Source organism: Petrotoga sp. DB-2, from assembly GCF_054051725.1.
This window is the reverse complement of record NZ_JBSVZD010000011.1, coordinates 1-19,092: the sequence shown is the minus strand read 5'-3', so window position 1 is coordinate 19,092 and position 19,092 is coordinate 1. Positions and strand designations below refer to the sequence as shown.

Below are 19,092 nucleotides of genomic sequence, written 5' to 3'. Positions count from 1 at the left end.
TGAATTTAATAAACTTCGACTGTATGTTTCTTTGAAAATATCTTATCTCCTATCTTCACACTGAATTGAATTTCATACTTTCCTGATCTATCTAAAGTTATAGTTTTAACATTCGATAAATCAAATACCCTGGTCGTTCCTAATTCTGGTATATATACCCTAGATAAGTCGTTATTCTCGTAGTTATAAATTAGTTGTTCTTCATAGAATAACTTAAACCGTACCTGTGAAATTTCAAATGCCCTAGGTTGTTTATTAGAATTTCTTAGTAAGCCCTCAAAATCAAGTTGATCTCCTCTGGAGGCTGCTGAAATAACATAAACTAGAAGGGATATATCATTGTAATTTTTATCTGTTTGATTCACTATATTCAAAGTAGTTGCATAAGTTTGCTCAAGGGAATTAAAGTCGAATAAAACATAATAATTTCCTGGATCCAACTTTTTATTGATTTCAAAATCTAAGGGTATTGAAGACAAAGGATTTAAATTTAATGTCCCAAAAGAAAATTTCTGTGAATGGATAACCTTTTCGTTTTGTTTTATTGTTAGCGTTCCAAATAATTCTTTGTTAAAGGTTTCGTTGGTTCCATTTACTGCTAATATGCTAACAGAAGGGAATTCCGTAGTGAGGTAGAACATATCTTTAGCAGAAACATCTATAATCAATCCCTTATTATAATTAAAGGTTTTAACAAGATTTACGTTTTCATCATTTAAGACAAAGGTCACTCGGGCTTCATAAGTTCCTTTGTCTAAATTTGAGATCTCCTTTTCTCTTAACAGATCAAAAACTAAAATTGTTTTATATGGCGAGATATCAGTTTCTACGGGTTGAGGAAATACATAACTGTATACAACCTCTGAATTTTCCTGGTTTACTATCAAAAAAGAAAAATTATTAATTGTTATATGAGAGTCTTTGTTGTTGGTGTTTTGTATAGTAACTTTTATATCTAAGTTATCTGGATAGTAATATTCTTCTTTTGATTCTAAGTTGATATGAATACCTTTTATAACTACATTGTAAGGCAGATCAAATCTTGAACCCCTACGTCCTATAATAATAAATATCAATGATAATATGGACAAAAAAATAACAATGTAAAATGTCCATCTAATTATTCTTTTTTTTGGTTGTTCTCTTCTTTCTTTTTCTTTTTTCCTTTCTTCATCATACTTTTGCCATTCTTCTGGGCTTTTTGAAAAATATTGCATGAATTCATCTCACTATTCTCAATATTATTTAGAAAAAAGATAAGTTACTTAAATACTGATCTTCATTGATTACCCCTTCATTAAAAAATTTACGAAGTGTAGGCAACGGATCTATATAACAATCAGAATTTTTGTATTTTTCACTTATAAAATTGATACTTTTACTCTGTGAAATATCTTTTTTTAAATTTTTTGAAATTATTAAACCTTCAAAAATAGTTATAAAACCTTTTTTCCCTGTATAATAACAGTTATGACACCCATTTCCTTGGCAAAAAGGACATTTTTTAGGGATTAATCTTTGATTAAGGATGAGATCTAAGCTTTCAGAGAGATTCCTTACTTCTATTCCAAACATCTTCAACCTTTGAAGTACTAAAAAAACATTTTTAGAATGTAAAGTGGAAAACACCAAATGACCCGTTATCGAAGATTCAAATAACAATTTTGCAAAATTTTTCTCTCTAATTTCACCCACAACTATTAAATCAGGGTCTTGTCTCAATATATATTTTAAAATATCTGCCTTGTCTTCCTCAATTTTTGATACTATTTGAATTATACCAGGATTAATATACTCTATTGGATTTTCTATGCTATGTACTTTTCTTTTTCTTTTGAACTTATTAACTATATACTGCATCGTTGTAGTTTTGCCAGACCCTGTAGGACCAGAAAAAATAAGCATTTTTGATTTTTGATCAATTAATTTTTCTACATTAGAAAGAATCAAAGGCTCCATGAAAACTTTAATATCGTTTATGTTTCTTAATTTTCTTAAGACACAACTTATTCCTTCTGAAGATCTAACAAAGGAAGCTCTGTAATTAACGTTCTGAAAATTAAAAGAACCGTCGATATTTTCAAAATCTTTTACTATATCATACCCACAATTGATAAGTAATTTGTTTAGCACTACTTCGTATTCATATACACCCATAGTTTCTAAAGTTATTAAATCCCCACAGTATCTGGCTTTAACATCTACCTTTTCTTCATGGGGCTCAAAATGAAAATCTGTAATATTTTCATTGTCATACTTTTTCAAAAAGTTATCTAAAATATTTTCTTCAACTTCATAATTTTTTAAGTCTTTATTATACAAGAGATAGAAATTAGAAGGTTTCTTTTTCATTATTATTATTGTTGTTGAACTTCTTCTCCTGGAATTTCTTCTACATGATCTTGTAAATACTTGTTCAATTTGGATATTTCTTCAGCAACGACACCTTTACCAAATTGTCTATATAATGCTGGTTGCTCATAAAGATCTAGATAGTTTTCTTCTCCAGGCAATTTGTCGTAACCGGATGCTATAACCGTTACCTTAATAACTTCGGGAGGCAAATCTATAATTGTAATTCCCATTTTTAGCCTTGCATCATCTATTGCGTATGAACGTAAAATTTCGTTAACAATTTTTACATCTTGTGTGGTTGGAGTCTTACCAGCAATGTTTACCAAAGCAGCGGTTGCATTCCTTACAGGATCTTCTAAGATCTTACTATTCAAGGCATTTTTTATAGCTTCTTCGGCTCTTTTTTCTCCTTTTGCAAGACCAATCCCTAGCATGGCAGAACCTTTTATACGTAATACCGAAGCTACGTCTGCAAAATCTAAATTGATCATACCTGGCTTCGTTATCAAATCAGAAATACCTGTTATTGCTTGAATAAGTATTTCATCAGCCTTCTCAAAGGCTTTATCAATGGGAATATCATCGTCGTTATCTATGAGTTTATCGTTTGATATTTTAATTAAACTGTCCACATACTTTTTAGTTTCTTGAAATCCCTTCAAAGCTATTCTTTCTTTTGTTGATCCTTCAAAGTGAAAAGGCAAGGTAACTATCGCCACTGTTAAAATACCCATTTGTGTAGCTAAATCGGCTATAATAGGTACAGCTCCTGTTCCTGTACCTCCCCCTAAACCCGCAGTTATAAATAAAAGATCCGTATCTTTTAAAGTTTCTTTTAAATCATCTTGACTTTCTAAAGCCGATTTTTTACCAATTTCAGGATCTCCGCCGGCACCTAAGCCTTTTGTTAACTCTTTTCCCAATTGAATTTTTGTAGGTGCGTCGTTACTTTCTAATACTTGAACATCCGTGTTAGCTGAAACTAATTCTACATCATCAATACCCTTTTTTATCATTCTCTGAATAGCATTATTCCCTGCTCCTCCAACACCAATAACTTTTATCTTGTAACTTGTTTTCCTACTAAATAATTTATCTCTTTTGTTGATTTCCTCCATTTCAAAGGGCATCTTCTTCTTCACCTCCCGTTATCTTCTTAAAAAAAGTTTTTAAGGCGGTTGTCGTTTTGTTGGAAGATTTACTTCTTTTGGGGGATTCCGAACGAGTCTCTCTACTTTTTTCATTAAGATTTTCTTCTAATAGATCAATTCTGTACCTTTCTATTAACCCAAAAACACTCTGAAACTCTGGATCTTTTACTAACTCTTCTGGAATATTCTTGAAAGAGTCGAAAGATACTATGGAACTCTTCCTGAAATTTTCACCCATCAGTTCTTTCACAGTGCTTTCAATATTTCTTATCTTCGAACCTCCCCCAGTCAATACTATTCCTCCCTGTAAAGCTCCTACTTCGAAAGTTCTTTCATAACCTATTTTTGAGAGTTCTCCATTTAGCCTGCTTATGATTTCTCTGACCCGAGCAAAAATGATTTTATTTAAAAGACTTAAAGGAACGTAAGAATAACCACTACCCGTCAATAATTGGAAATTCACCTTTTTCATTACTTTAGTCTCTCTTGAACATGCCCCTTCCTCTTCCAATAATCTATGCGCCTCTCTTTCAGAAACCTTAAGTATATTGGAAATATCTTGTAATACATATTTCATTCCATAGGGGAAAGTATAGAATAACTTTGGAATACCCTCTTTAAAAATGATTATCCTACAAGAATTGTAACCGAAATCAATGACAGTGATTCCAACATTTCTATCGTTGGGAGTGGTAATAATATAACTATTCGATAAAGTTGAATCGTATATAGGAATTTCAGAAGTATAGACAATGTCTTTTAAAACGTTAATTAACAATGAAAAAGAATTTTCATCTACCCAAACAATATTTAGCGTTGTAGTTAAAGATTTTTCGGCAAAAAAAGAAACTGGATTTTTTACCCTTTTTTCGTCAATATGAAATTTCACAAAGTTAGAATCTAAAATTATTTTTCCTTCGTCCGTGTATTTTTTGATAACGCTTTTCTTGATGTTTCTAAGTTCATTTTCTCTAATTTCTGTTCTTTTACTAAATTCAACGGTAAAATTCTCTTCGGTAATATTTAAAGAGTTAGTAGAATATCCTACAATAATTTCAGGATTTTTAACCTTTTTTGGAGACTCCTGATTCAACTTTTCTATAAGCGTTTCAATCGATCTACGTAACGATTCCATATCTTGAATTTCACCGTTAATAATACCATCAACTGGCAGTTTACTCAGCGAAATTGGTACTATATTTCCATTTTCGTCTGTTTCAAAAAGGACTCCTTTTAGAAAAAAACTGCCTATATCTATTCCAATTAAATAATTTTTAGCCATACTATAACCCCCGATCATCGATTTTAAAAAAACTATGGTTACTAATAAAATAATTCCCAGGTCCTAATAGCTCTATATCACTAAGTATCGCCAAAAAAACTTCAATTTCTGGTAATTCGAGGTATTTAATTCTTATGTTATTATAACAAAGTATTTCTTTATTTGGAAAATTTATTTCTCTAATCGAAGTATTGTAACATATGCCTTTGATAAAATTGAGTTCTTCCTCTTTTTTAATTTTATCTTTCGAAAAAATTACTTTGATGAATTTTGGTTGTGGATAATCGCTAACAAATGTTATTTTATCATAAATATCAAAATAAAAATATCTATTATTTATTTCTATGTAATAAATACTTTTCTCAATTTCTATTTTATCTTTATAAACAAAAAGTTCTTCTTGAGTTTCATCAAAAAAAGGGCTGAGATGGTAAAAACAAATTATTAAAAGTAGAAGGTAAAAAAAGGTTAAAGTTAACTTTTTCCATTGCACTAAATATCGAGCTCTTTCACCTTATTAGCATTAGATTCAATGAACTCTCTTCTAACCGAAGGATCGTATCCCATGAGTATTTCTATCATCTCTTCTGCCATTTCTAAATCTTCCATCTTTATTTTCACAAGTTTTCTAGTTTCTCTATCCATAGTGGTTTCTCTCAATTGGTCAGGGTTCATTTCTCCTAACCCCTTATATCTTTGTAGCCTCCATTTTTTATCCCCATACTTTTTCTTCAATTCTTCAAGTTCGTCATCAGAATAAAGATAAAAATGTTGTTTTCCAACTTCAAATCTATACAAAGGTGGTTGAGCAATGTATACATGACCTTCTTCTATTAGAGAACGCATATATTTGTGAAAAAGTGTCAATACCAAAGTTCTAATATGGGCACCATCAACATCTGCATCAGTCATGATAATGATTTTACCATATCTCAATTTGGACAAATTAAACTCTTCTCCTATGCCAGTTCCCAAAGCTGTGAAAATATTTGAAACTTGCTCATTTTTTAAAAGTTTCAAAAAATCAGTTTTCTCTGCATTTAGAATTTTCCCTCTTAAAGGTAAAATTGCCTGGTACATCCTATCTCTAGCTTGTTTTGCATTTCCCCCTGCAGAATCTCCTTCAACGATAAAAAGCTCTGATTCATTTAAATCCCTCGATGTACAATCTGCCAATTTACCAGGTAAGGTTGTATTTTCGAATATCGTTTTTCTTTTAATATTGTCTCTAGCTCTTTTAGCTGCCAGCCTTTTTTTGTAAGCAAAAAACATTCTCTCAAAAATGTTTTTAGCTTCTTTTATATTTGCATCGTAATATAAAGATAGTTTTTCTGTAGTTATTTGATTTACTGCTTCTCTAGCAACTTTAGACCCTAGTCTCCCCTTTGTTTGACCTTCGAAAACGGGATTGGGCATTTTTATATGTATTATGGCTAATAATCCTTCTCTTACATCTTCTCCGCTAAAATTATCATCTTTTTCTTTTAAAACGTTGTACTTTCTTGCATATTCATTTGATAATCTTGTTAGAGCCTGTTTAAATCCAGATTCATGTTCTCCACCATCGATAGTTCTAATGTTGTTCACAAAAGAAATAACATTGCTTTCTTCAGAATCGGTATATACAAAAGCTATTTCCACTTGAATTTCAGACTCCACTTTACTATATTGATATGATCCATACATATAAACCGGCTCGGAAATAGAATTCATTTTCCGCCGTTTCAAGATGTAATTTATAAATTCATTTAAACCACCTTGAAAATGAAATTCTTGCCTATAATCTCTTTTCTTATCTTCAAAGATAACTTTCAAGTTAGGATTTAAGAAGGCTATTTCCTTCAGCCTATTCTCAATTAATCGTGATTCAACGGTTATATCTCCATCATCGAATATTTCCTTATCAGGGAGAAATTTCACGATAGTTCCAGTTTTGTTTGTTTCGCCAATAACAATTACACCTGTTTGAGGAACACCTCTTAAATACTTTTGATAGTATATTTTTTCGTCTCTATAGACCTTTACCTCCATATATTCTGAAAGAGCGTTGACAACAGATGCTCCTACTCCATGGAGTCCTCCACTAACCTTATAAGCTTTTTTATCGAACTTTCCACCCGCATGAAGCGAAGTCATAACCAATTCCAACGTATTTTTGTTTTCAGTTGGGTGTATATCTACGGGTATACCTCTTCCGTTATCTTCAACTTCAATAGAATCATCTTCATATAAAGTAACTCGGATGGTATCACAAAAACCGTTAACATGCTCATCTATTGCGTTATCAATTATTTCATAAACCATATGGTTTAATCCCGTTTTACCCGTAGATCCTATGTACATGCCGGGCCTTAGTCTAACCGGTTCTAAACCTTTCAAAACCTTTATATCGTTTCCAGAATATGTTTTTTCTACCATTTAAACACCTCCACAAGCGTTTCTCAAGAAACAATTCTAATCCTATTTATCGTTTCATTTTCTAGAATAGAATTTAATGCATTCAACAATATTCTTTCCCTAAAGAGTATTTCCTGTTTAACATAATTATTAGAGCAAGCTATTTCCACTACCTTCTCTTTTGAGAGATAATTTTTAACTGTTACATGTTTTGATAAATTCTCAGGAATATACTTAGGTAATTCTTCTCTTAATTTTTTTATTATATATATTTTTTTGTAAACCAAATTTTTTTTAGAAAGTTGTTTTAAAACACCTTCAAATTTTTCTTCCATTTTGACCATCTTAGTAAATAAGATGTTTCCCTTAATCTTCTATTTTTTCTGTTATGAAATCTTTCCAATTGTCAAGAATAGCTTCAGTTACTACACCAGGTACAGTAAAAGTAAAATCAGGAAAAATTCTTCTAACAGGTACTACCCCTCTTGAAGTGTGGGTAAGAAACACTTCCTCGGCGGATAAAAGCTCCCACACTTGAACATTCGATTTCTCCTCAACTTCTAAAGATAAATCGTTTGCCAATTGAAGGACATCTTCTCTGGTTATCCCCGGTAATATTCCTGATGAAATATGAGGTGTCAATAAAACGCCACCACTGACGTAAAAAATATTAGAATAGGTGCCTTCGGTAATATTACCGAATTCATTCAAAACGATAGAATCATAGTAATAATCATATTTTTTATGCACGTATTTGATCGATCCATTTAAAGGTGTTTTTACATAATAGGGAATAATAGGAGAGGAACTTTTCCTTTCTCTAGCTATATTTACTACCACGCCTTCTTCAATTAAATCTACATCTTCTTTTAACTCTTCAACAAAGCAATAAAATGTTTTATATTTAGAAGTGAAAGGTGTTACATATATTTTAAATCTGAATTCTTCATAATTATGAATCTTTTTTGCCTGATTTAAAATTATTTTTATCTTTTCCAGAGGTGGTATTTCAAGTGCCATAAAATCAGCAGATCGCTTCAACCTGTCATAATGCCTTTTTAAATTGTAAGGAATACCTGAATAAGTTCTGAGTACATCATAAATGGAATAACCATTCACGAAACCTTCATCATCACCACTAACCAAGGGAAATTCTACCCACTCTCTGCCATTATAGAACATTCGATACCACCCCTTTATTTTCTTTAGATAAAGAAGATATCATCGTATTAAAAAACTGACCTTTTTCAATTTTTTTCTCATGAAATTGAATATTATGTGGGATATAATATTCGTCGTATCCAAAAAAACCATCTTTTAAGCGGTTTTCTGTCAATACCTTAACTCTAGACCCTATCATACCGTTAAGATAATTTTTTCTTGAAACATCAGCAATTTTATTCATTTGTGAAAGTCTGGCCTTTTTTTCATTTCCGGGTATTTGATTTTTCATCTTAGCAGCTACAGTCCCTTCACGTGGTGAATACCTAAAACTATGAACTTTCAAAAGCTTAAGTTCTTCAATTGAATCAAACATGATACCTAAATCTTTCTCATCTTCACCTGGAAAACCAACTATGAGATCACAGGTAATAGAAAATTTTGAGTCGTATTTTCTTAAGTTTTCAATGGCTGTATAAATCATTTTTCTATTATACTTTCTATTCATTGTTTCTAAAATTTTATCGGAAAAATGTTGAATCGAAAGATGTACGTGTCTTTCAAATATTGGATAAGCGTTCAATATGGCAGACAAATTATCGGTTATTATTTCAGGATATAGAGATGTTATTCTTATTCTAATTTCTTTATCAGCAAAACGCTTCCCAATTTGATTTAATAGTTCTTCCAAGGTTTCTGAATTGTCCACTCCATAATATCCCAAATTTGTTCCGGTAAGCACTATTTCTTTATAACCTTTTTCTATGAATTTTTCTATACTTTTAATAACTTCTTCTTTTGGTAAACTGACTATTTTTAATCCTCTCAAAAATCTTATTTTACAGAATGTGCAGGAGTTAATACATCCTTCCTCTATGGGTAAAAAAACCCTTGTTCGGTTATCGTACGGTTCGTTGGGAACTAATATGTCATATTTTTCATTATGGAGCCAAAAATGCTTATCTGAGTATATACCTTCTTCGTACAAAAAACGGTCTATTTGTTTTTTTTCAAAATTACCTAAGACCACATCGGCACCTAATTTATTTAATTCTTCGGGATCAGAAATAGAATAACAACCTGTTGCTATAATCTTTGAATTCCCATTTAATTTTTTTAATCTCCTAATTGTTTGTCTAATCTTCCTTTCAGCCTCTGAAGTAACAGCACAAGTGTTTAAAACGTATATATCACTTTCACCCATTTTTTCTTCAAATACAATATCAAAATGAGGAGATAATTTCTCGGCCATCGCCTGACTTTCGGCTTGGTTCATTTTACATCCAAAAGTAATAAAAGAAACTTTACGCTTCATATTCTATTTCACCGCTCAATGTTCTACTAAGTAAACCTATTCTCCTAATAACCCCTACCAATCTTTCATTATCATCAACGACAGGCAAAACCTTTAACTTATTTTTTATAATTACATCTGCCACATGCAAAACCGTATCATCAAAGTAAACCTTAAATGGCTTTTTTATCATAAAATCAGATACTGGACGATCCAATATTTTTTTCAATCCATTAAAAAATTGATGGCTATCCGGTATAAAAGAAGTAGTTTCCATGAGCTTCAAATACCCCGGAAGTGAGGCATCAATGATACCGCTTTCGCTTAAATACCCTACCAGTCTAAAATCACTTGTAACTATGGGAAGTGCAGATAAATTATGCCTTCGACATACAGTAATAAAACGCTCTACTTTCTCATCTTCCATTAAAGATGTTAGATCTCTCTCCATTATTTCTTTAGCTTTCAAGGTAAACACCTCTTTGTTATTCTAATCTTTCAATGGAAAACCTATTTAAACTTCTTTTTATATCTTCTAAAGTTCCTATCTTTTTTTCTATATAATCCGTTTTGGAAATGGCACTAGCCATACCGAATTTTGCAGCTTCAAAATAATTGAAATTATAATTTATTATGTAGTATAATATTCCCGACATAAATGCATCCCCCGCCCCAAAAAGATGTGACTTCTCAATTTTTTCCTCCGGATTAAAAAGCCACACACCCTCATTAGTTGTTATTACGTCACCGAAAATCTGATAACTCATAACAACTAATCTGGCACCATTTTCTATAATTTTTTTTGAAGCATCAATAAAATCATCAATACTTTCCAGAGTTTTTCCAAAAATTTCTGTTTTTCTTCTAAAGTCTGGTCTTACAACGGTAGGACAATTATTTAAAATAGCTTCTTCAAAACAAGGGCCAAATGATTCCATGTAAGTAGTTTTTCCTCTTTTCTTAGCTTCCAACATCAAATCGGAATAAACACTACTTTTCAAACCTGGAGGAACACTCCCAGACACTACGACATGTTCCACTAATGAAAGAGAATTTTTGTATCTCCTCAAAAAATGATCGTAATCCTCATTGTTAATAAAAGGACCTTTACTGTTTATCAATGTTATTACTTCTTTTAAGGGATCTATTATTTCAATATTTTCTCTACTTTCTTCGTCTGAATAAACAAAATTCATTGTTATATTATCATACGCTGAAAGTTTGCTCTGAATAACGTTACCTATGTATCCCCCCAAAAAACCTGTTACTATCGATTTTATTTGTAAATTAGATAGCATTATTGAAACGTTAATACCTTTACCTCCTGGTTCCATTTTGGAATTTGAAGGATTTTCTATTCTATACATATTCCCTACTTCAAAATTATCAATTATAACTTCTCTATCCAACGAAGGATTTAAAGTGACTGATAAAAAATCGTACTCCATCGATTTCCTCCTAATACCAATATTATTTTATTAGTTATAGAAATTCAAAACTTGCTTTTGACGACCTTCCTTCCCACACATCGTTTCTAGAAAAGGAGTATGTACGATAATTCTCTATTTTATTTAAATAATTTCTTCTTTTCTATATTATATCATAACAAACCTAAGTATAATTAACTGAAAAATTAAAATAACGGGTACAAAAGACCCGTTATTTTAAAAGATAGTATTATAATCAAAGGATTACTATTCAGCTTTTTTGTCCAATGCTAATTTTTCTTCATTTTCTGAGTACCTTCTCATCCTTACTTTGTAGTTATATACTCCTCTTTTTGAAGGATATTTTTCAGCATAGCCTTCTTCGTACCAAAGTTTATCGGCATATTTTTTCCATTCTTCGGCAAGTTGGTCTAATTCAGGCGCTAATTCATTCACAGTCCGCTCACTGCCTGGATGCTGTGGAATAGCGTTGAACTTCTTTACCATTGCCCTGAATACCTTGGGATTATCTATTATGGGACATGGTCTAAACAAATTATTGGAATAGGGGATAGTTCTCTTATAAGCCTCAAAAAATGGTGATTTTAAAATATCTACAATTCGTTTTTCCCTTATATTATCCACGGCAAACTGTTGGAAGACACATGGTTCAGCATAACCTTTGGCGTTTATATGTAAATACTTAGCTCCCGCTGCTAAACAACCGTTAGTTAAGAAACCATGATTCCAGAAATCGGCAACAAATGCAAACTTTCCACCTAACCTTAACTCTTCCAATTTGTAGAATCTTTCGTACCTTTGTTCTGCAGTAGGTACTAAATCCATCGAAGCATCCGCTCCTACGGGCATAAATTGGAAAACCCATGCATAACTCACATTGTTTTCTTTTAAATAATTCCAAAAATCATCACTCATTATAACATCGTGATTCTTTCTTGTTGCGGTGACGGAGGCTCCATATATAACCCCATTTTCACTTAAGAGCTTCCAAGCGTTTTGAATTTTTTCAAAAACACCCTTACCTCTTCTCCAATCGGTGTCAGCTTCATATCCTTCAACTGATATAGCTAATGTAGCGTTACCCAATTCTGCCAACTTTTTAGCGTTTTCTTCATTAATTAAGGTTCCATTCGTATAAATTAAAAAGTAAGAATCACTGAACTCTTCTAGTACATCGAATAGATAAGGATACACAAATGGCTCTCCACCCGTTATAATGAAGAAATAGATACCTAAGTCATTGAATTGTCGAATTACATCAAAAATTTCTTCTTTGGAAAGCATATACTTGTGACCATACATAGCAGCATAACAACCCACACATCTAAGGTTACATGCATATGTTGGAGAAAGTACAGCTAATTTTGGAAGGACGATCCCATATTCATGCATCTTTTCTTGTCTTGTTTTTTCACCAACAGCAAATTCGTTGATGATTAGATTGTTTATTATTTTTTCAACAACTTTGGGATTAGATTTCTTGAACAAATCAGCCCAATTCACCAACATCGGATCATGGTTTTCCGCCCCTGTTGCTAATTTTCTAAGTCCACTTCTCGCAGGTTCTTTAGAGAATTTCGATAATGTCCATAACAATTTCCCAAGTTGATCCACATCAGAATGTCTTACAACGTTGGTTATTAATTTAGAACTTTGTTTAAGTAACATGTTTTTCATTGAGTCCATAACTGCCATACCGGACACCTCCTAATTTTTGTTGTCTTCTGTAAGACTTAAAATCATTTTTTTGAAATTATCCTTTATCTCATCATCAGAGAATTCTACGCCTACGGCTCTATATATAACTAACCCATCAAACATCGCTTGTAACATAAATGCTTTAGTTTTCGAATTAAATAACTTTTCAAATTTGCCGAGGATCTTTCCGTAATTTTCTTTGAATGTTTGAGTTAAAATTTTCATCATACTTTGATCATGTGTAGAATTCATCAAAATTTCAAACAACCGCATTAATTCTTTTGAAGGAAAAGTACTTAAAATTTTTGAATAAAGATTTGCATAAAAATCAGCACTTGCCTCCACACAATCCTGAGAAAGCACGGATTCGTTTTCTTCAAAAAAATTTTGGACTTTTTCTAACAGCGCACTAAAAGCAGAAACAATTAGCGAATTTTTATTTTTGAAATAGTTATATATAGAACCTTTAGACAAATTACACGAAAGAGCAACATCTTCCATCGTTAGATTTGTCAAACCTTTTTCGCTTATTAATTCTAAAGTTTTTTCTGCTATGTATTTTTTGCGTTCTTGTTTATCCAAAACCTTTACCCCTGTGTTAATTTGGATCACCTCTTTTTCCTGACTGACTGGTCAGTCAGTTAGATTATAAACTATTGTGAAAAATAATTCAAATATGATTAAATTTATCCGATTTATTACCGTACGTTTTATAATAAGATATAATACTCTATTTATAATAGATAGACAGCAAATATATTAAACAGAACCAAAATCGTATTTTTTTAATTTAATATTTTCAGAAAAGACATTTTATTTACATATTGTTGCTGAAAATGTTACTTTTTATGTTTTTTTCAATTTGTCCTGTGCGCCCCTTCGCACCGCAGCACACACTTTTGAAAAATCTTTTTTATTTCTAAAGTTTCTCTTTAAAAAAATATAGCTCTAAAATCTCCATTATGTTATAATTTATATGTGGAAAATATTTTTTTATAAAATCTAAGGTGGGAAATGAATGCAAGTAGTGATAGTCAGGGTTGACGAAATTGGTCTAAAAAATAAGAACAAAATGTTTTTTATGCATAAACTCAAAGACAACATTCAAAGCAAAATTTCGCAGAATTTCATTTTCAAGGTTAACAATAACAGAATATATCTAATTCCTCAACAAAATATGGGAATAACCGTTAAAGATATCGACATTCTAAAAAAGATTTTCGGAATACATTCGTTTTCAATAGCTGAAAAAACTGAATCAAATATAGACTCAATTAAAATTCAAGTCTATAAAGTGGCAAAAAAATCTCTTGAAAACAATAATTATAAAACTTTTAAAATAAGTGTCAATCGAGCCAACAAATCATTCCCTTATAACAGCCAAGAATTCGCTGGTATAATAGGTGAATTTATACTGAATAATTTCCCCCAATTAAAAGTTGATTTAAATCATCCAGAGCTTAATATAGAAATAGATATTAGAAAAGAAGGTACGTTTATATTCAACAATCGTTTAGAAGGACCAAGTGGATTACCTGTAGGCACATCTTCAAAAGGAACCGTTTTGTTATCAGGTGGGATTGATAGTCCAATAGCTACTCTTTTAATGATGCGACGAGGGATGTTACTAAATGCTGTGAACTTTTATAGCCCCCCATTCACCGGTCCTAAATCTTTAAATAAAATTTTGAAAATTGGTTCTATAGTGTCAGAATTTACGTCTTTCCCTTTTTATTTGTACGTGGTACCCTTAACTAAGATTCAACTTCTTTTCAGAGATATAAAAGAAGATAAATATTCGGTTATTCTACAAAGAAGAGCAATGATGAGGATTACCAATAAAATTTCTGATATTACAAACACAAAAGTTCTGGTCAGCGGCGAAAGCTTAGGGCAGGTAGCCTCACAAACAATAGAAAATCTACTAACAATTTCTGACTCCAGTCAAAAAGTTGTGTTAAGACCACTTATAGGTTTCACAAAAAACGAAACCATTAAACTATCTAAAAAATTTGGATTGTATGAAACATCTATTTTACCATACGAAGATTCCTGTAGCGTATTTCTTCCTTCTAAACCCGCTACTAAATCAAATATAAATCACATAAAATCAATTGAGGATTCTCTACCACATTTAAGTGAATTAGAAAAAGAGGTTTTAGATGAAGCTAAAAAATATAAGATTGAAGATAGTAAAGTCTCTGAAATTGATCACTTTGAATCATAGTCTTATTTATATTAAACTAAAAAAAGGGACAAAAAAGGAGGACAGTTGATGAAAAAGGTATTAGAAACAATAAAGGCGATCTTCTTCACAATATGGTTAATTATCGGATTTTTCGGGGTTGTGATTGTATATGGAAGTTATGTGTTGATAAAAGCTAATATCTTGGAAAAACGGAAAGGGATCAAAGCCTCTCAAGAATATATTAGAAAAGTCGTATCTTGGTTTGGAAGAGTCACTTTTAAATTTTTAAATAGCAACATTTCGGTTTTCGGTGAAGAAAATATACCACAAGAAGGTCCTTATGTAATAGTAGCGAATCATCAAAGCATATTCGATATTCCTTTAATTTTAGGTTATATTTATCCCACAGCTTTTATAGCAAAAAAAGAGCTTTCTATGATTCCTATATTGGGAAGTTTTATCAAAAAACTTGGTTCTATCTTAATAGATAGAAGTAATGTAAAAAGTGGGGCTATAGCACTTAAAAAGTTCGCAAAATTATCTCGATCAGGAGAAATTATAACCCTTTTTCCTGAAGGAACAAGGAGTTTAAACGGACAAGTAGGTGAATTTAAAAAGGGAACTCTTTTGATACCTTTTAGGTATAATATAAAAATATTACCTGTCACAATAGATGGAACTATCAAAATGAGCAAAAAAGGAAGCGCCTTTATCAAGCCTTCGAATATTAATCTATTCATACACGAACCAGTTGAGCCAAAACTTTTCGCTAGTGAAGGGGAATTAAGAGAATGTCTTAAAAGCATTATCAGTGAAAAGGTTACAATTGAGCCTCAACTGGCTTTGAAAGAAACAAAAACGTAATTCCAGTTTTTTAAAGGGGGTTTTTAACCATGAAAAAAGTAAGCAATGTTACTATGGGAATAGATAAAGTTTCAAATTCACCAATAGTTTTCTTAAAGGTAGAAGATACAAACGTTGTTGTACCAATATGGATTGGACCATGTGAAGCTGGTGTTTTGGCTTTAATATTGAGGAATGAAGATTTTGAAAGACCTTTAACCCACGATCTCATTGGAAATATCATCGAACAACTTAACGCAAAACCTATTAAGATAGAAATTGACCAATTCAAGCAGGATATTTATTATGCTAAATTAGTCCTGAAAGATAGTGATTCTAAAGAGATATATATCGATGCAAGGCCTTCGGATTGTATAATCTTATCGTTAAAAAATAACTTACCTATTTACATAGAAGAAAAAATAGTAACCGAACATGGTATTGAAGCTTCTTTTATAAACACCGAAGAAGAAAGCGAATTCAGACAAGATATTGAAAATTTCGATATAGACGAGCTAAGAAGGAAGTTCGAAAATAAAAATAAAGATGAAGATGAAGATGACGAATAATTTTTTCTAAAAGCACGAGGTGAATTGATGGAATTTCTAAAATTATTAGAGTTTAAAGATTTCTTTGACAAGAAGATAAAGGATTTTTTCGAAAATTTGGAGCTGGGAAATCATTTAAAAAATCCATTGTTTTATTACATAGCAAACGGCGGCAAGAGACTAAGACCATGGATTATATATAACTTTGGGCAGCTAGCCTCCGCAAATAAAAAGAATTTAATGGACATTGCGATAGCTATAGAAATTTTACACTCTTCATCTTTAATACATGATGATCTACCTGCCTTAGACAACGCAAAGTTAAGAAGAGGAGGACTCGCAAACCATTTAAAGTTTGGAGAATATAAAGCCATACTAGCAGGAGATTATGGATTTACTCTTCCACTACAGATTATTTCCAATTTAGATAATATAAACGAAGGAAATAAACTTCTTTTAATGAATTATTTTATAAAGACCATTTTAAAATTGTTTGAAGGAGAAATGGAAGACTTAATCTTTGAAAAAGAAGATAGAGATGTGAGTGAAAAAGAAATTCTTGGAATGTATTCGAAGAAAACAGGTGCAGTTTTTGGCTTTTGTTTTGCATCTCCCTTTTTAATAAACGGAGAAGTACAGCTAGCTAAAGAAATGAATATAATAGGAACTGATTTCGGTGTTTCTTTCCAAATTTTCGATGATATAAAAGATGTCTTTACTACGGAAGAAGATATTGGAAAAGAAACTAATAAAGATGTAAACAAAAAAACTCTTTTAAATTTTTATAACTATAAAGAAACTCAAATAATTGCCGATAATATCTATAGAAGTGTTTTACAAAAATTGGAAGAACTTAACCTAAAAGAACTATCCATAATTTTGAAAGAAGTTCGAAAGACTATAGAAACAAGTTAACAATCTAAAAAGGAGTTGACTGAGTTATAAAATTCAAACCTTTTAACTTTTTAAATAAAATTAGATATATGGAAAAAAAATACAAAATTCTTTTATTTATTATTGTAATTGCTGTTGTGATACTTGTTTTTTCCCTCATTTTTAAAAACATCTTTTGGCCTTCAAATAAGATAACTCCTTCTTCTACAAATATTCAAATAGTTGTACCTGATTTTTCTTTTTCTTCAAAGAAAAACATTGACATTAAAGTCTTAGATAGAAGTTCTTCAGAATATCAAGAATTGATCAATTACAAAAATTTTTATGGGGAAATATATAAAATTACTTTCTCAGATGAAAGTAATGAATCCTCTATTTTACCAATTACTGTAAGATACAGAATTCCAAAAGATAATTACTTTGGAGATAACTTCGTTAATTTCTCCTTAGCTTACATTACACAGGAAGATCCTCCTGTTATCTCTGAATTCAGCGGGGAAAAAATAGTAAAAATAGAGGACGAGTATTACATAGAAGCACAAACATTCCAAATAACTAAAGTAAATTATATAGGTCTAGTCATTGAATCTCCACAAGAATCATCTAGTGGACTCAAGGTTATAAAAGAATCACCCCCAACTCTTGAACCTGATATTATTTTAATTCCTGGAACGGATCTTAACTTCCTTGGAAAGGTAATGAATATACCTGAAAATGGCTATCCACAATCTTTTTGGTCCTCCCTTTTTCCAAATAGAACCATTTGGAGTTACAATTACCCATTGACATCTACAAGAAGCAAAAATTACAATGATTCTTTTGTTAGTTTTGTTGAAAGAACAGGGATTAATAGCTATATAGAATTTGAAGGAAGGCGACTCGCTCAAGAACTTTCTAGATTTCCCAATAAAAAGTTTGATATCATTGCACATGGCATTGGTGGATTAATTGCTCGATATGCTTTAGAGTCCAGTCAAACAATTCAAAATGTGGAAAATTTAGTACTCATTTCTACTCCAAACAAAGGAAGCAATCTCGCAAATCCTCTTTTTTTCAATTTGCTCTTCGGGAAAAACACGGAAATATTATCTCAATACTTTAATGTTGAAGATAGCGCAATATTAAAAATCACCTTGCAAATCAGTTCTTACCTAGATCAAATCAATTCGTACTATGAAGATCTTATTCCTGACTCTGAGTTTCTAAATAAGTTAGACTCTTTTGGTATAAGAAATGACATCAGATATTTATCGGTTATTGGTAATAACCCTGAAATAGAGGAAGACTTATCGAACAAATATATTTCCAGACTGTATCCAGAATTTGTGCAAGGAAAGGGAGATGGAATAGTAAGTGTTGACAGCGCCAACTTAGAAGGTATTGAAAAAACTTATTATTCTAAAAAAAGCTTTTATGAAATTTACAATGATCCTGACGTTTTAAAGGAAATAGTTAATTTTTTAGAAGAATCTGTCCCATCATATTTAGTGGAGCCTTTTAAAGATGATAATTTTGTCGAATACACATACGAAACTGAAGAAGGAAACAGCTCTAGCGACCAAAGTAAAAATACCCACCCCAGTATAATTTCGTCTTTTACCCTTCCATCACAGTATAAGGAAAGTTCAATTTTACTAAATCCAGTGAAGCAAGGAGAAATAGATGAAGATACACTGAGCATTATTGCAGTGGGAGAAAATATTTATTTTAAAAGTCCTAATTCTATTTACAACAGCAAACTAGAAAAAATATTTTCGGTTCTATCACGAAAATAGTGGGTAATTAAGCTGGAGTTAAATTAAGTTTACCAAGGGCAATAAAGATAGTGATTTT

General features: G+C 31.3%; 18 protein-coding genes. 5 read left to right on the top strand and 13 right to left on the bottom strand.

The genetic code is table 11. The features are described 5' to 3' along the window. Positions 1-5 precede the first annotated feature (5 nt). The 13 genes from ACW9JY_RS05315 to ACW9JY_RS05255 all read right to left on the bottom strand — a co-directional run bounded on the left by ACW9JY_RS05315 (position 6) and on the right by ACW9JY_RS05255 (position 13,368). Positions 6-1,217: a hypothetical protein gene (locus ACW9JY_RS05315; protein WP_103078934.1), complete on the bottom strand. Its 1,212-nt coding sequence runs from the start codon at positions 1,215-1,217 to the stop codon at positions 6-8. 28 nt (positions 1,218-1,245) lie between these two features. Further along, a complete protein-coding gene (locus ACW9JY_RS05310) occupies positions 1,246-2,352 on the bottom strand; it encodes an ATPase, T2SS/T4P/T4SS family (protein WP_457283632.1) in 1,107 nt (368 codons plus the stop codon). Positions 2,353-2,357: 5 nt separating this feature from the next. Beyond that, positions 2,358-3,485 (bottom strand): cell division protein FtsZ, encoded by a 1,128-nt coding sequence (gene ftsZ, locus ACW9JY_RS05305; RefSeq protein ID WP_457283631.1) that lies wholly within the window; start codon positions 3,483-3,485, stop codon positions 2,358-2,360. Then, positions 3,475-4,788 (bottom strand): cell division protein FtsA, encoded by a 1,314-nt coding sequence (locus tag ACW9JY_RS05300; RefSeq protein ID WP_457283630.1) that lies wholly within the window; start codon positions 4,786-4,788, stop codon positions 3,475-3,477. Before ACW9JY_RS05300 ends, ftsZ begins: the two co-directional genes overlap by 11 nt. A gap of 1 nt (position 4,789) precedes the next feature. Next, positions 4,790-5,281, bottom strand: coding sequence for a hypothetical protein (locus tag ACW9JY_RS05295; protein WP_103897920.1), 492 nt, complete (start codon positions 5,279-5,281; stop codon positions 4,790-4,792). After that, the gene (locus ACW9JY_RS05290; RefSeq protein WP_457283629.1) at positions 5,281-7,206 is read right to left on the bottom strand and encodes a DNA gyrase/topoisomerase IV subunit B; all 1,926 of its coding nucleotides are present in this window, start codon (positions 7,204-7,206) and stop codon (positions 5,281-5,283) included. The genes ACW9JY_RS05295 and ACW9JY_RS05290 overlap by 1 nt, the downstream gene beginning before the upstream one ends. Before the next feature lie 23 nt (positions 7,207-7,229). Next, positions 7,230-7,520, bottom strand: coding sequence for a DciA family protein (locus ACW9JY_RS05285; RefSeq protein WP_457283628.1), 291 nt, complete (start codon positions 7,518-7,520; stop codon positions 7,230-7,232). A gap of 31 nt (positions 7,521-7,551) precedes the next feature. Then, the gene (locus ACW9JY_RS05280) at positions 7,552-8,367 is read right to left on the bottom strand and encodes an aminotransferase class IV (protein WP_457283627.1); all 816 of its coding nucleotides are present in this window, start codon (positions 8,365-8,367) and stop codon (positions 7,552-7,554) included. Next, positions 8,357-9,661, bottom strand: coding sequence for a tRNA (N(6)-L-threonylcarbamoyladenosine(37)-C(2))-methylthiotransferase MtaB (gene mtaB / locus ACW9JY_RS05275; protein WP_457283626.1), 1,305 nt, complete (start codon positions 9,659-9,661; stop codon positions 8,357-8,359). Before mtaB ends, ACW9JY_RS05280 begins: the two co-directional genes overlap by 11 nt. Beyond that, positions 9,651-10,091 carry a CBS domain-containing protein gene (locus ACW9JY_RS05270; RefSeq protein ID WP_457283625.1) on the bottom strand — a complete coding sequence of 147 codons (441 nt, stop codon included), beginning with the start codon at positions 10,089-10,091 and terminating at the stop codon, positions 9,651-9,653. The genes mtaB and ACW9JY_RS05270 overlap by 11 nt, the downstream gene beginning before the upstream one ends. Positions 10,092-10,125: 34 nt before the next feature. Further along, the gene (locus ACW9JY_RS05265) at positions 10,126-11,088 is read right to left on the bottom strand and encodes a 1-phosphofructokinase family hexose kinase (RefSeq protein ID WP_103076487.1); all 963 of its coding nucleotides are present in this window, start codon (positions 11,086-11,088) and stop codon (positions 10,126-10,128) included. Positions 11,089-11,334: 246 nt separating this feature from the next. After that, positions 11,335-12,783: a radical SAM protein gene (locus ACW9JY_RS05260; protein ID WP_103076488.1), complete on the bottom strand. Its 1,449-nt coding sequence runs from the start codon at positions 12,781-12,783 to the stop codon at positions 11,335-11,337. Between the two features lie 12 nt (positions 12,784-12,795). Beyond that, positions 12,796-13,368, bottom strand: a complete 573-nt coding sequence (locus ACW9JY_RS05255) for a TetR/AcrR family transcriptional regulator (RefSeq protein WP_169925096.1) — start codon at positions 13,366-13,368, stop codon at positions 12,796-12,798. 436 nt (positions 13,369-13,804) lie between these two features. On the opposite strand from ACW9JY_RS05255, the gene thiI reads away from it, so the two are divergent. From thiI to ACW9JY_RS05230, 5 genes are all read left to right on the top strand, one after another. Continuing rightward, a complete protein-coding gene (gene thiI, locus ACW9JY_RS05250; protein WP_457283624.1) occupies positions 13,805-15,013 on the top strand; it encodes a tRNA uracil 4-sulfurtransferase ThiI in 1,209 nt (402 codons plus the stop codon). 48 nt (positions 15,014-15,061) lie between these two features. Continuing rightward, positions 15,062-15,838 carry a lysophospholipid acyltransferase family protein gene (locus ACW9JY_RS05245; protein ID WP_103076491.1) on the top strand — a complete coding sequence of 259 codons (777 nt, stop codon included), beginning with the start codon at positions 15,062-15,064 and terminating at the stop codon, positions 15,836-15,838. Between the two features lie 29 nt (positions 15,839-15,867). Further along, positions 15,868-16,386, top strand: a complete 519-nt coding sequence (locus tag ACW9JY_RS05240; protein ID WP_457283623.1) for a bifunctional nuclease family protein — start codon at positions 15,868-15,870, stop codon at positions 16,384-16,386. A gap of 27 nt (positions 16,387-16,413) precedes the next feature. Next, a complete protein-coding gene (locus tag ACW9JY_RS05235) occupies positions 16,414-17,280 on the top strand; it encodes a polyprenyl synthetase family protein (RefSeq protein WP_457283622.1) in 867 nt (288 codons plus the stop codon). 68 nt (positions 17,281-17,348) lie between these two features. Further along, entirely contained in the window at positions 17,349-19,034 is a 1,686-nt protein-coding gene (locus tag ACW9JY_RS05230) for an esterase/lipase family protein (protein WP_457283621.1), read from the top strand. Positions 19,035-19,092 lie beyond the last annotated feature (58 nt).